The organism is Campylobacter sp. BCW_4341 (genome assembly GCF_001764255.1).
GTDB classification, from domain to species: domain Bacteria; phylum Campylobacterota; class Campylobacteria; order Campylobacterales; family Campylobacteraceae; genus Campylobacter_D; species Campylobacter_D jejuni.
The window spans coordinates 55,957-68,933 of record NZ_MKAH01000005.1 but is presented as its reverse complement, the minus strand read 5'-3'; the positions used below and the strand labels follow the sequence as shown (position 1 = coordinate 68,933).

Annotated in this window: 11 protein-coding genes; 8 read left to right on the top strand and 3 right to left on the bottom strand. The window is 31.0% G+C overall.

The annotated features are described in order from the left end of the window. Positions 1-10: 10 nt before the first annotated feature. From uvrA to AJN70_RS00395, 5 genes are read left to right on the top strand one after another with little or no spacing between them, the layout of a single operon-like run. Complete coding sequence (uvrA, locus tag AJN70_RS00415) at positions 11-2,833, top strand: excinuclease ABC subunit UvrA (protein ID WP_070295321.1); 2,823 nt, start codon at positions 11-13, stop codon at positions 2,831-2,833. A 1-nt stretch (position 2,834) separates the two neighbouring features. After that, positions 2,835-3,386 (top strand): hypothetical protein, encoded by a 552-nt coding sequence (locus AJN70_RS00410; protein WP_002867760.1) that lies wholly within the window; start codon positions 2,835-2,837, stop codon positions 3,384-3,386. Between the two features lie 19 nt (positions 3,387-3,405). After that, positions 3,406-4,113 carry a hypothetical protein gene (locus AJN70_RS00405; RefSeq protein WP_002867759.1) on the top strand — a complete coding sequence of 236 codons (708 nt, stop codon included), beginning with the start codon at positions 3,406-3,408 and terminating at the stop codon, positions 4,111-4,113. Continuing rightward, entirely contained in the window at positions 4,094-4,690 is a 597-nt protein-coding gene (locus AJN70_RS00400) for a hypothetical protein (protein WP_070295320.1), read from the top strand. The genes AJN70_RS00405 and AJN70_RS00400 overlap by 20 nt, the downstream gene beginning before the upstream one ends. Continuing rightward, positions 4,690-5,133, top strand: a complete 444-nt coding sequence (locus AJN70_RS00395; protein ID WP_002867758.1) for a YqaA family protein — start codon at positions 4,690-4,692, stop codon at positions 5,131-5,133. Before AJN70_RS00400 ends, AJN70_RS00395 begins: the two co-directional genes overlap by 1 nt. Here the strand turns inward: AJN70_RS00395 and AJN70_RS00390 are convergent. Both AJN70_RS00390 and AJN70_RS00385 read right to left on the bottom strand, forming a co-directional pair. Further along, on the bottom strand, positions 5,089-6,096 hold the full coding sequence (locus AJN70_RS00390; RefSeq protein WP_002867757.1) for a nucleoside hydrolase: 1,008 nt from the start codon (positions 6,094-6,096) through the stop codon (positions 5,089-5,091). The genes AJN70_RS00395 and AJN70_RS00390 overlap by 45 nt on opposite strands. After that, positions 6,093-7,454 (bottom strand): MFS transporter, encoded by a 1,362-nt coding sequence (locus AJN70_RS00385; RefSeq protein WP_070295319.1) that lies wholly within the window; start codon positions 7,452-7,454, stop codon positions 6,093-6,095. Before AJN70_RS00385 ends, AJN70_RS00390 begins: the two co-directional genes overlap by 4 nt. Before the next feature lie 161 nt (positions 7,455-7,615). Between AJN70_RS00385 and polA the strand changes: the two genes are divergently transcribed. The 3 genes from polA to motB are packed head-to-tail and all read left to right on the top strand — an operon-like array spanning position 7,616 to position 11,794. Continuing rightward, the gene (polA, locus tag AJN70_RS00380; protein WP_070233660.1) at positions 7,616-10,255 is read left to right on the top strand and encodes a DNA polymerase I; all 2,640 of its coding nucleotides are present in this window, start codon (positions 7,616-7,618) and stop codon (positions 10,253-10,255) included. 16 nt (positions 10,256-10,271) lie between these two features. Beyond that, a complete protein-coding gene (gene motA / locus AJN70_RS00375; RefSeq protein WP_002854170.1) occupies positions 10,272-11,048 on the top strand; it encodes a flagellar motor stator protein MotA in 777 nt (258 codons plus the stop codon). 2 nt (positions 11,049-11,050) lie between these two features. Beyond that, on the top strand, positions 11,051-11,794 hold the full coding sequence (gene motB, locus AJN70_RS00370) for a flagellar motor protein MotB (protein WP_002861111.1): 744 nt from the start codon (positions 11,051-11,053) through the stop codon (positions 11,792-11,794). A gap of 5 nt (positions 11,795-11,799) precedes the next feature. Here the strand turns inward: motB and flhB are convergent, their stop codons facing one another. Continuing rightward, a complete protein-coding gene (flhB, locus tag AJN70_RS00365; protein WP_002861110.1) occupies positions 11,800-12,888 on the bottom strand; it encodes a flagellar biosynthesis protein FlhB in 1,089 nt (362 codons plus the stop codon). Between the last annotated feature and the right edge of the window lie 89 nt (positions 12,889-12,977).

The following is a 12,977-nucleotide window of genomic DNA, read 5'->3' as shown; positions in this document are numbered from 1 at the left end:
AGGAAAGACTATGAACGATACCATCAAAATCATTGGTGCAAGAGAAAATAACCTAAAAAATATCCACCTTGAAATTCCCAAAAACAAACTCATTGTTTTTACAGGACTGAGTGGAAGTGGAAAATCAACCCTTGCTTTTGGCACTCTTTATGCTGAAGGACAACGCCGTTATATAGAAAGTTTAAGTGCTTATGCCAGACAATTTTTAGATAAGGTAGGCAAACCTGATGTCGATAAAATCGAAGGTTTAACTCCAGCCATTGCTATAGATCAAAAAACTACTTCTAAAAATCCACGCTCGACCGTGGGAACCATCACTGAAATTTATGATTATCTAAGACTTTTATATGCAAGAGTTGGCATTCAACATTGTCATCAATGTGGACAAAAAATCTCATCTATGAGTGCAAGTGATATAGTCAGTGAAATTTTAAAATTTCCAAAAGGTGCAAAAATCATCATCTACGCCCCACTCATACGAGAAAAAAAAGGAACTTATGCAGATTTACTTGAAAATTTGCGCAACAAAGGCTATGTAAGAGCTCAAATTGATGGAGTTTTAGTAAGACTTGATGAAGAAATTGAACTGGCTAAAACCAAAAAACACACCATTAAACTTGTCATAGATAGACTTGAAATTCAAGAAGATTTACTTTCTCGCCTTGCAAGCGATATAGAAAAAGGCTTACAAGAAAGCTTTGGAGAAATAGAAATAGAAGTTTTAAATCATGAAGAAATAAATCTTAATAAACACTATCATTTTAGCGAGCATTCAGCTTGTTTTGATTGTAAAATTTCCTTTGTTCCACTTGAACCTTTAAGCTTTTCTTTTAATTCTCCAAAAGGAGCATGTGAAGCTTGTGATGGACTTGGAATTCGTTATACTTTAGATATGAAAAAAATCATCGATGAAAATTTAAGCCTCGAAAATGGTGCTGTTAAAATCATGTATGGTTTTAACAAAAGTTATTATTATAAATTCCTAATCGCCTTTTGCGAACAAAATGAAATTCCTATCAAAATACCTTTTATGCAATTAAGCGAAGAGCAAAAACGCCTTGTATTGTATGGTAATGCCAAAACTATAGAATTTCTTTGGAAAAGAAATCGTCTAAAACGCACTTTTGAAGGCGTGGTTAAAATGGCTTATGAAATGCTAAAAGATGAAAAAGATTTAGCTGAATATATGAGTGAAAAAATTTGTAAAGACTGCGGTGGGCATCGTTTAAAACCCGAAAGTTTAGCCGTGAAAGTAGCCAAAAAAAGCTTGGGTGAAATTTTAGATATGAGCATAGAAGATAGTACGGCCTTTTTTGCAGATGAGAAAAATTTTTCTTATTTAAGCGAGCAACAAAAACTTATTTCTAAACCTATCCTAAAAGAAATCAACGAAAGATTGTTTTTCTTGTATGATGTGGGGCTAGGTTATCTTTCTTTAGGGCGCGATGCAAGAACGATTAGTGGGGGTGAAGCACAAAGAATCCGCATAGCTTCACAAATTGGCAGTGGTTTAAGCGGAGTGATGTATGTCTTAGATGAGCCTAGCATAGGACTTCATGAAAGAGATACTGCAAAACTGATTAAAACTTTAAGAAATTTACAACAAAAGGGCAATACCCTAATTGTCGTAGAGCATGATAAAATGACCATAGAAGAAGCAGATTTTATTGTAGATATTGGTCCAAAAGCAGGAAAATTTGGGGGTGAGGTTGTATTTAGTGGAACTTATAAAGAACTTTTAAAAAGCAAAAGCGAAACTGCACTTTATATGAATGGTAAAAAACAAATTTCGCAACTTCAAAACAGAACACAGAAAGAATGGCTTGAGCTTAAAAATGTAAATATTAACAATATCCAAGATTTAAGCGTAAAATTTCCTTTGCAAAATTTAGTCGCTATAACAGGAGTTTCAGGTTCTGGAAAAAGCTCTTTGATACTTCAAACCCTACTTCCTTTTGCACAAGAGGAATTAAACCGTGTGAAAAAAGTTAAAAAACTTGGCGGAGTACAAATAGAAGGACTTGAAAAACTTGATAAAGTCATTTATCTTGATCAAAGCCCAATTGGGCGCACACCACGTTCAAATCCTGCCACCTATACAGGTGCTATGGATGAAATCAGAAATCTTTTTGCCGCCACTAAAGAAGCCAAAATGCGTGGTTATAAAGCTGGACGCTTTTCTTTTAATGTCAAGGGTGGAAGATGTGAGAAATGTAGCGGAGATGGAGAAATCAAAATAGAAATGCATTTTTTACCTGATGTTATGGTAGTTTGTGATACTTGCGAGGGCAAACGCTACAATGATGCCACGCTAGAAATCAAATATAAAGGCAAAAATATCAGTGAAATTTTAAATATGAGTGTTTTAGAAGCGAGTGAATTTTTTACAGCCGTTCCTAAAATCAAACAAAAATTAGATACTCTAGTAAAAGTGGGTTTAGATTATCTAACTCTAGGACAAAATGCCACCACCTTAAGTGGAGGTGAAGCACAAAGAATCAAACTTGCTAAAGAACTAAGCCGTAGCGATACAGGAAAAACGCTTTATATACTTGATGAACCTACAACAGGACTGCATTTTGAAGATGTCAATAAACTCATCTTAGTTTTACAACATTTAGTTGATCTTAAAAATTCTGTTTTTGTGATAGAACATAATTTAGATGTGATTAAAAATGCTGATTATATCATCGATATGGGGCCTGAAGGCGGAGTTAAAGGTGGAAAAGTTATAAGCACAGGAAGCGTGGAAAAAGTCGCTAAAGAGCATAAGAAAACAAAATCCTATACAGGATATTATTTAGATCTAGAGCTTAAAAACGCAAGGAGTTGAAATGACACACGAACAAAAAATTGCATTTTTTAAGATTAAAAGATTAAGTGTTTATATATTTTTCTGTGCTTTATATAATTTTTATTACTTTTTTTCTTATGAAGGGGTGACGAGTTCATATGAAGCTGGGAACGAAATTCTTTATATTGGCGGTATATTTTTATGCTTCTTTTCTTGTATTTACATAGTTCTTGCTTTTATTTTTATGGTGGTCAGAATTCATTTTTTATTTTCTTCTAATAAGATTTTAATTTATTTTTTGCTTGCCATTATAAACCTTGGTGCATCTTTTTTTCTTTTGGAAAATAAAATTTTATTTTTAGGGCTTTTAGCTTTATTTTTCGTTTTTTATTTTTTATTTTCACTTACCCTTGCTTTGCTTTTTAAAGAAGTGAAAATGTCTTTTTTATTTGCATTTTTGTGCATGCTTTTGGCATTTTTATCTTTTATATTTATCTATAAATTAAGCCTTTTATTTCTTTTCCTTACTTTGCATTTTTTGAGTTTTGCTTATGCCTTTGAAAGGTATAAAATTTTAAAAAAGCTAGATTGAAATATTTTAAAGAAGAAAAGTGTCAAATTTAAACTTTCATCAAATGTTTGAAATTCGAAGACAAAATGATTTTAAAAGCGTTAAAAAGTTTGCTTGGATAGTTTTTATAAGTTTTTTACTTTCAATTTGTTTTTATTTTTTACCTATCGTTCTTGATTTTATCTATGATTTAAAATTGTATAATTTTGATTCTATCGCTAACATTTTAACTATAATTTTTTGTGTGATTTTTTTAATTTCTTATTCAATTATGATTTTAAAACTTTATTTTACAAGTAAAAGTAAAGTTTTGTTGATAAGTTTTTTTATAGCTGCAAGCACTCAATTTATCGCTTTGTTTAACTTAATTCTTATTATGAGTGCTTATCCTCTCAGTCAGACGCGTATTGCTCTATATAGCTTTTCTTTTTTATGTCTTATAGTAGCCATTTTTTGTACTTTTATATTTTTTAAAACACTAAGAGCTTTATGTAAAAATCAAATTTATTTTCTCTTATGTTTTATTTTTAAAAGTATGATTTTGATAATTGTTTTTATATTTATGCTTTTTTTAATTCATAGCAAGCCTTCACTTGCTTTAGCCATAACTTTGTTTATGTTTTTTTTCTTTACAGGCTTATTGTTTGTCATTTATTACGCCCTATTTGCTTTCGCACTTAGTAAAAACCAAAATATCAAATTTATCCCAAATTTAAAGCTTTTATCCAATGAAAAAGAAAATATTTAACTATAGTATTTTATTTGTTATCTTTTTAAGCCTAAGTCAAATCACCTTAGTTTTTGTTTTTAATCACTATTTAACCATTGATTATAGCCTTTATGAATTACCACCGCAAAACCTTCAAATGCTAAATTTAGCTGATCAAAAGCTTTATCATCTAAGAGAAAATTTGCGTTTTTTAAATTCTATTTTAACTTTTTTACTGCTAATTTTATTTTGTTTTATACATTTATTTTATTTTTTTATTTTTAGAAAAGAAAAATTGATATTTCCTTTGGCTTTTTGTTTTATTTATATAATGTTTGTTTGTTGTATTGATATGTATTTTCATCTAGAAAACGCTAACTTATGGCAATTTTTCATTTATTTAGCTTTTATTCTTTCTTTTATTTATATATTTCTTTTAGATAAATTTTTTCAAAGCCATCTTTTCAAAATTTATTTTATTTTTATCATTATAGGTGCTATTTTTTTAAGATTAGATCTTGGAATTTTAAATTTGTATTTTGAAATTATCAAATCTTTTTTATTTCCTATCCATCTTTTTATTTTGTTTATTTTAATGCGTAAAAAAGAGTTTTAATGTTTGATTTTTTATATAATGATATTAGCTATTTGGGGCTTTTCATGGTGTGTTTTCTTTCAAGCACACTATTACCCTTAGCAAGTGAAGCCTTTGTTTTAGGCTTTATAAAACTTGATTTTAATCCGAATTTGGTACTTATCATAGCCACTTTGGGTAATACCTTAGGAAGTTTAAGTACTTATGCTTTAGCGTATTTTGGAAAAGAAAAAATTTTAGAAAAATACTTTAGCAAATCCTTAAAAAAATTAGAAAATTTCAATGCTAATTTTGCTAAATTTGGAAGTATATTTGCTTTTTTTACTTTTTTACCTTTAGTAGGAGATCTTTTTGCCTTGGGACTTGGTTTTGCGAAATATTCTTTTTTAAAAACTATATTTTTTATCTTACTTGGAAAATTAAGTCGTTATGCTTTCATAATTTTCATAGCAAACTCCTTTTAAAAACTTCTCTTTTATAAGTTTTAAAAGCTTTGCATTGTCTACATTTTTTAGAATTTTAACACAATTTTTAGTGCTTAAATCCACCCCCATACTCATTTTTGGTTCTTTAAAACAACGCCAACTCATACCTCTTGCCAAAGAACTATCGCAAATAACATCAGCATAACACTCATCAAAATCTGCAATACTAGAATCTAATGCGTAAGCTATCGTTAAAGCATCATGTATCCAAGTTCCCTTTGTACCACGTGTTTTAGAGGCATAATCAATCCAAACACCTAAAGTTTCAACGATAAAATCACATAAAATATTCTTACCTTGCAACTCTTTTAAATCCTCGTGTGTTAATAAAGTCTGCATGGTTGCATTATAAGGTACGAGTGTAATTTTAGCTCTTGAATTTAGCACTATACTAGCCGCCTCAGGATCAAAACCAAAATTTGTATCTTTAGTGTAATAAGGCATATCAAAACTGCCGCCCATAATAAAAAGCTCTTTAAGATTTATATCAAAATCTTTAAAAATTTTCATAGTCATAGCGATATTTGTCAAAGGTCCTATCGCACAAATAGAAATTTCTTTAGGATTTTTACTCACCAACTCACCCATTTTAAAAATCGCATCAGGATTTATATTTTCTAAAATTTCAGGACTTTTTATATTTTCCCAAAGATATTCAAGTTTAAAATTTTTAACACTTTCATCAAGTCTTTGACGCCAAGCTTTACTTGGTTCTTTTAGGGCTTCATTCGCTCCCAAATAAACGGGGATATTTAAATTTAAACGTTTAAATAAATCCTTAGCCACACTATAGGCAACAAGGCTTGGAACATTACCGCAAACTGTGCTTAGCATTTCAAGTTTGATTTCTTTAGATGACAAAATCAAAGCAAGTGCTAAACCATCATCAGTATTTGCTCCTGCAATAGCATTGCCTATGTCCGTGTCTAAGATAAGTCTCATATCGCATCTTCTATTTTATTTAAATCCCTGCCTCTAGTTTCTGGCGCAAAAAATGTAGTCACAAAACCTATACCTGCAGTTAATACAAAATATGTCGCAATAGGCCACCAAGTGCCATAATACGCAAGCAAAGCAGAAGCCACCATAGGCGCTGTTCCTCCTGAAAGAATAGAACCTAGCTCCTTAGCAAAAGCCATTTTTGTATAACGGTTTTTTACCCCAAAAAGTTCTACACCCCAAGCCGCTTGTACACCAAAAATCCCTAAAGATGCTAAAGACATACCTACAATAATAGTTAAAATCACAATAATTTCATTTTTACTATCTAAAAGCATAAAAGCAGGAAAAGCATAAATCATCAAAAGCAAACAAAACATTCTATAAGTAATACGTCTTCCAAATCTATCACTTAAATAACCTGCCAAAGGAATAATCAAAAAACCCACCAATGAAGCTATCATCACCGCTGTAGTGGCAACTGATTTGTCTAAAAGTAAAATTTTAGTCACATAGCCTACAATAAAACCTTGTGCAAGATAAGAAGGTCCATTTTCACCTATTCTTAAACCCACCATAGTCCAAAAAGCACGACTTCTTTGCCAAAAACTTCTTTCATCTTTTTTCATATGCTTTTCGTTATTAAGACGCAATTTCATCATTTCATTTTTTTGCTTTTCAAAAACAGGGGTTTCTTTGACATGAAAACGAATATATACAGCAAAAAGAGCGATTAAAATACTTCCCATAAAAGGAACTCTCCAGCCCCATTCTTTAAAACTTGCTTCATCCATTTGTACCATCAAAAGCCATACAAAAGACGCAAGCAAAGTTCCGCTATTTGATCCTAAAGCAATCACAGAAGAAACAAGCCCTCTTCTCTTGCTAGGAGCATATTCTCCAAGCATAACTGTTCCACCTGAAAGTTCAGCTCCTGCACCAAAACCCTGTATAAAACGTAATATAACCAAACAAATAGGCGCCCAAACACCAATTACTGCATAGCTTGGGATAAAACCTATAAGAGTAGTTGAAATTCCCATTAAAGCTATTGTAGCCATCATAACATTTTTTCTTCCATGTTTATCGCCTAAATAGCCAAAAAACAAAGCCCCAATAGGTCTTGCAATAAAACCTATGCCATAAGTTACAAAACTAAGCAAAAGTGCAATTACTGGAGTTTGCTCAGGAAAAAACACTTCTGAAAAAATTGTTGCAGCTGCTAAACCATAAAGTGCAAAATCTGCATATTCCATAGCAGTTCCCAACCAGCAAGAAAAAACTGCCTTTTTAAAAACTTTCCTACCTTTAGGTGTGTTAAAATTCTTATCCGCAATTCCATCAATTTGCTGATTTGTCATTACATTATCCTTATATTTTAATATATTTTTTTATAAATAATTTGTAATTATGGCTAAAAATTGCAGTGTTTTTGCTTAAAGATCTTAAATTGTAGACATTTTAAGCAAAATTTTGAAATAATACAACTTAAAAATATATTTTATCAAAAGAAGAAATTATTATGAAAACTTTAACTATTATCGATACTTTTGGATTTTTTTTCAGACTTTACTACGCATTAAAAGGTTTTAAAAATTCACAAGGACAAGCTAGTGGAATGATTAGCGGTTTTGCAAATTTTATTTATAGCTTAAAAAATGAACATAAAAGTGATTATATTGTTTTTGCATTAGACTCCAAAGGAAAAACTTTTCGTAGCGAAATTGATCCAAACTATAAACAAAATCGCACTCCACCACCACCTGAACTTCTAGAACAAATTCCAATTTGCATAGAGATGATAGAAAAAATGGGTTTTATAAGCGTTTCTAGGGAAGGTTATGAAGCCGATGATATCATCGCTTCTTTTGTAAAAACTTGTGAAGATAGGGATATTTTTGTACGCATTATCACTCAAGATAAAGATCTTTATCAACTCATAAAAGATGGTAAAACAAGTATTTATAGCCCTATTTCTAAAAACGACTATGATGAAGCAGCGTGTTTAGAAAAATACGGAGTAAAACCTCATCAAATCAGAGATTTTTTAGCTCTTTGCGGAGATAGTTCTGATAATATTCCAGGCGTTAAAGGTATAGGCGCAAAAGGAGCCAAAACCTTACTTGATGAATTTGGCAGCATAGAAGGAATTTATGAAAATTTAACCCTAGTACGCAACGAAAGAAGTCGTAATTTGCTTTTAGAGGGTAAGGAAAATGCATTTTTAAGCAAAAAATTAGCTTCTTTGTATGAAAATTTAGAAGTGCAAGATCTTATAGAAAAAGCCACTTATCCTGATGAAGAACCTCTTTTAAAAATACTTGAAATTTTAGAACATTACGAACTTAATGCTTTGCTTAAAAAACTGCGTCAAAATCCTGATAATAAAGATAAAAATTTAGGTTTTAAAGCCACTTTAATACAAGATGAAAACAAACTTTTTGAAATTTTAAATACTCTTGATAAAGAAAGTATTATTGCTTTTGATACCGAAACTACAGGACTTGATACAAAAGAGGCAAAAATTGTTGGTTTTAGTTTTTGTATGAGTGAAAACGAAGCCTTTTATGTGCCTTTAACTCATAATTATCTTGGAGTAGGTGAGCAAATCTCATTGCAAAATGCCAAAAAAGCCATAGAACTAATCTTTAATCATTTTGTTATAGGGCACAATCTCAAATATGATTTTAAAATCATTCAAAATAATTTTGGATTAAATTTACCTCAAAAATACGCAGATACAATGATTTTAGCATGGCTTAAAAATCCTTCTTTAAGAGTAAATATGGATGATTTAGCCTTAAGACTTTTTAATTACGAAACCTTGCATTTTGAAAGCCTTGTTAAAAAAGGAGAAAATTTTGCAAGTGTAGAACTTGAAAAAGCTTGCAAATACGCCGCAGAAGATGCTTATATCACGTTAAGATTTTATCTTTATTTTTTAAAAAATCTTGAAACTCCTTTATTAGAACTTGCTAAAAACTGTGAATTTGATTTCATTAAAATCATTATGATGATGGAAGAAAATGGCATAAAGCTTGATACAAATGCACTTGAAGCCCTTATGAAAAAATTTGAAAATGAAATCAAAAATTTAAGTGAAGAAATTTATACTCTTTGTGAGGATAGATTTAACCTAAACTCACCTAAACAAGTAGGTGATATACTTTTTGAAAAACTTAAACTTCCAAGTGGAAAAAAAGGAAAAACAGGATATTCTACCGATGAAAAAGTTTTAAATGCACTTTTAGATAAACATCCTGTAATTGCCAAAATTTTAGATTATAGAGAACTTGCCAAACTTTATTCCACTTATTGCGAACCTTTGTTAAAACTAGCGTTAAAAGATGAAAATTCACGCATTTACTCAAGTTTTTTACAAACTGGAACTGCAACGGGTCGCCTTTCATCTAAAGATCCAAATTTGCAAAATATTCCTGCACACGGACAATACGCAAAAGATTATAAATCTTGCTTTGTAGCTAAAGATGGATTTAGTTTTATCTCTCTTGATTATTCTCAAATCGAACTGAGAATGCTTGCACATTTTAGCGAAGATGAAAAACTTTTAAATGCTTTTGCTAACGATGAAGATATACATGCAAGAACAGCTATAATGATTTTTGGAGAAAGCAATTATGAAACCAGAAGTGTTGCAAAAAGTATAAATTTTGGACTTATTTATGGCATGGGCTATAAAACTTTAAGTCAAAATTTAAAAATAGAAGCTCATTTAGCCAAATCTTATATAGAAAAATATTTTGAAAATTTTACTAGCATTAAAAAATATTTTGAAACAGTTAAAAACGAAGCTAAACAAAATGGTTTTATCACTACTTTAAGCGGTCGCAAGCGTTATTTTGATTTTGAAAATGCAAAACCTATGCAAATTGCCATGTATGAAAGAGAAAGCATTAATTCAATCTTGCAAGGTTCAGCAGCAGATGTAATCAAACTTGCAATGCTAGAAATCAATAAAGAATTAAATGAAGACAAAAAGCTTATTTTGCAAATTCATGATGAATTAATTTTTGAAGTAAAAGATGATTTATGTGAAAATTTTGTAAAAAAAACTAGAGATATTATGGAAAATATAGTAAAATTAAAAATAAAATTAAAAACAAGCTCAAGTATTGCCAAAAATTGGGGCGATTTAAAATAATCAAGGAGATATTTATATGGATCTTTCAACCATACTGGGAATGGTGCTTGCAGTTACTAGTATTTCAGTAGGAGATATACTAGAAGGTGGTAATCCTTTACATGTTGTACATCTTTCTTCCTTTCTTATAGTTATGCCAACAGCTGCATTTTGTGCAATGACTTCTACACATAAAAAAATTGTAAAAGCAGCTTATAAAGAACTCAAAGTTGTCTTTAAAGGCTCTGGAGTAAATCTACCTGAAAGGATAGCCCAGTTAATAGAATTTGCCATTATTGCAAGAAGAGATGGGCTTTTAGCATTAGAATCAAGAACCAATGAGATTGAAAATGAATTTTTAAAAAATGCTATGATGATGCTTGTAGATGGTAAAAGCTTTGAAGAAATTCACGAAAGCATGGAAATACAAACCGAACAACTTGAAGAGCATTATAAAGAATGTGCAGAATATTGGATAGTATTTGGAGAAACTTGCCCTACCATGGGACTTGTTGGAGCGGTTTTTGGTCTTATTCTAGCTCTTAAATTGCTAGACAATCCTCAAGCAATGGCAGCGGGTATTTCAGGTGCTTTTACAGCTACGGTTACTGGGATTTTTGGTGCTTATGCGCTTTTTGCACCTTGGGGAAGAAAAATGAAAGCTAATGGAATGGATCTTGTAAAAGAGCAAATTGTCATCACTGAAGCCATAAAAGGAATTGCAGAAGGTGCGAATCCTAGAGATTTGGAAGCTAAGCTTTTTAATTTCTTAAGTCACGATGATCCAAAAATTTCACAATTTGACAAAGGTTAAAAATGGCCAAGAAACATAAATGTCCAGAATGTCCTGCAGGTGAAAAATGGGCTGTACCTTATGCAGACTTTCTAAGTTTGCTTTTGGCGCTTTTTATTGCTCTTTGGGCAATTTCTAAAACAAATCCTGCTAAAGTAGAGGCTTTAAAAACCGAATTTGTTAAAATCTTTGATTATACCTCTACTCAAACAGTCAAAGAAGAGAGCAAAACCCAAGAAAAATATAAGGGTGCAGCAAAAGAAGAAAGTGATGAACTCAAATCGTTAAAACAAATGACTATGACACAGCAAGAAACCATCAAACGTCTTCAAGCGGCTCTAGATCAAAGCGACAATCAGGTTGCTCTTAACCTTCCATCCAAAGTTGAATTTGAAAGAGGTAGCGCTCAAATCGTTTCAGCTGATATACAAGATTATTTAAAACGTATGGCTGAACTAACAACATATTTGCCACCTCAAGCAAAAATAGAAATTAGAGGCTATACAGACAATAGCGACTCTATTATAAGAAGTTATGAACTCGCCTACCAAAGAGCAGAAAATGTATTAAAATATTTTATAGAAGGTGGAGCAAATTTGAAAAATATTAGCATTAAAAGCTACGGGCTTAATAATCCCATCAATGGAAATCCGCAAGCCTTAGAAAATAATAGAGTAGAAATATATTTTAAAGTCGATACAGCAGATACAAGCACTCAAAAATCTGTTCTTGAACTTATCAATAAAATAGGAACTAAAACACCTTAAAAGTTTTAGTTTCCTTTTTTTACTTGACCAGCTAAACGACTCTTATTATTTGTATTATAAACAAATCCTAGCACCTCAGCTACAGCTTTAAACATTTCCCTAGGAATAAGATCATTAACATCACAAGCTTTATAAAGCTCTCTTGCTAAAGGAGGATTTTCATAAACCACAACATTATTTTCATAGGCTACTTGTTTTATGCGAAGAGCGAGAAAATCCACTCCTTTGGCAACAACCCTAGGGGCTTGTTCTTTACTTGTATCATAACGAATAGCTACGGCATAATGCGTTGGGTTTGTGATCACCACATCCGCACCTGCAACATCTTGAACCATACGACGACGCGCAGCTTCCATTTGAAGTCTACGAATTCTACCTTTAACCTGAGGATCTCCTTCCATTTGTTTATACTCATCTTTTATTTCTTGTTTGCTCATACGCAAACCTTTAAAATACTGAAAACGCACCAAAAAAACATCTAAAACAGCAATAATTAAAAAAGCAACTATAACAATAGCTGCTAAAACAATAGCTCTGTCTCTTAGCCAAGTAAGCTGTGCAACCATAGTATAAAGCTCAACTCTTGGAAGCTCTTGCATAAATTTAAGTAAAACTATAAAAGCTATAGTAAAAACAATACCCACTTTTAAAATAATTTTTATACTTTCAACAATTTTTTTCAATGAAAAAAGGTTTTTTAAACCTTTTAGAGGATTGATTTTTCCTAAATTTGGCATAATAGGTTTAGTTGTAAAAATAAAACCAAATTGCATAATATTTCCCAAAACCCCAGCAATCATAATACTTAAAACAATAGGTGCAAGAATAATTAAAACCTCAAAAATGCTTTTAATCATAATGGCTTGAATAATACGCAAATCAAATTCAACACCAATAAAACTTTGATAGTATCTATATAAATTTACAATTCTCTCGCCCATAAAACTCATCATAAGTAAAGTTATAGTTACTCCAATTATCAAAGTTACAATAGCTGCCGCATCTTGAGACTTTGGAACATTACCTTCTTTACGCGCATCTTCTATCTTTTTGGACGTGGGTTCTTCTGTTTTTTCTTGATCTTCGCCTGCCATATTTTAGCCTAAGTAAAAATTTTAATATGTGTGTAAAATTATAGTAGAAAATTTATGAATTTCAATTAAAGAATAAAAATGAAGAAAAA

Coding starts and splice junctions, on each gene's coding strand:
- AJN70_RS00395 (WP_002867758.1), top strand. CDS start 4,690: ATGTTTGATTTTTTATATAATGATATTAGCTATTTGGGGCTTTTCATG.
- AJN70_RS00400 (WP_070295320.1), top strand. CDS start 4,094: ATGAAAAAGAAAATATTTAACTATAGTATTTTATTTGTTATCTTTTTA.
- AJN70_RS00390 (WP_002867757.1), bottom strand. CDS start 6,096: ATGAGACTTATCTTAGACACGGACATAGGCAATGCTATTGCAGGAGCA.
- polA (WP_070233660.1), top strand. CDS start 7,616: ATGAAAACTTTAACTATTATCGATACTTTTGGATTTTTTTTCAGACTT.
- uvrA (WP_070295321.1), top strand. CDS start 11: ATGAACGATACCATCAAAATCATTGGTGCAAGAGAAAATAACCTAAAA.
- AJN70_RS00385 (WP_070295319.1), bottom strand. CDS start 7,454: ATGACAAATCAGCAAATTGATGGAATTGCGGATAAGAATTTTAACACA.
- flhB (WP_002861110.1), bottom strand. CDS start 12,888: ATGGCAGGCGAAGATCAAGAAAAAACAGAAGAACCCACGTCCAAAAAG.
- motA (WP_002854170.1), top strand. CDS start 10,272: ATGGATCTTTCAACCATACTGGGAATGGTGCTTGCAGTTACTAGTATT.
- AJN70_RS00410 (WP_002867760.1), top strand. CDS start 2,835: ATGACACACGAACAAAAAATTGCATTTTTTAAGATTAAAAGATTAAGT.
- motB (WP_002861111.1), top strand. CDS start 11,051: ATGGCCAAGAAACATAAATGTCCAGAATGTCCTGCAGGTGAAAAATGG.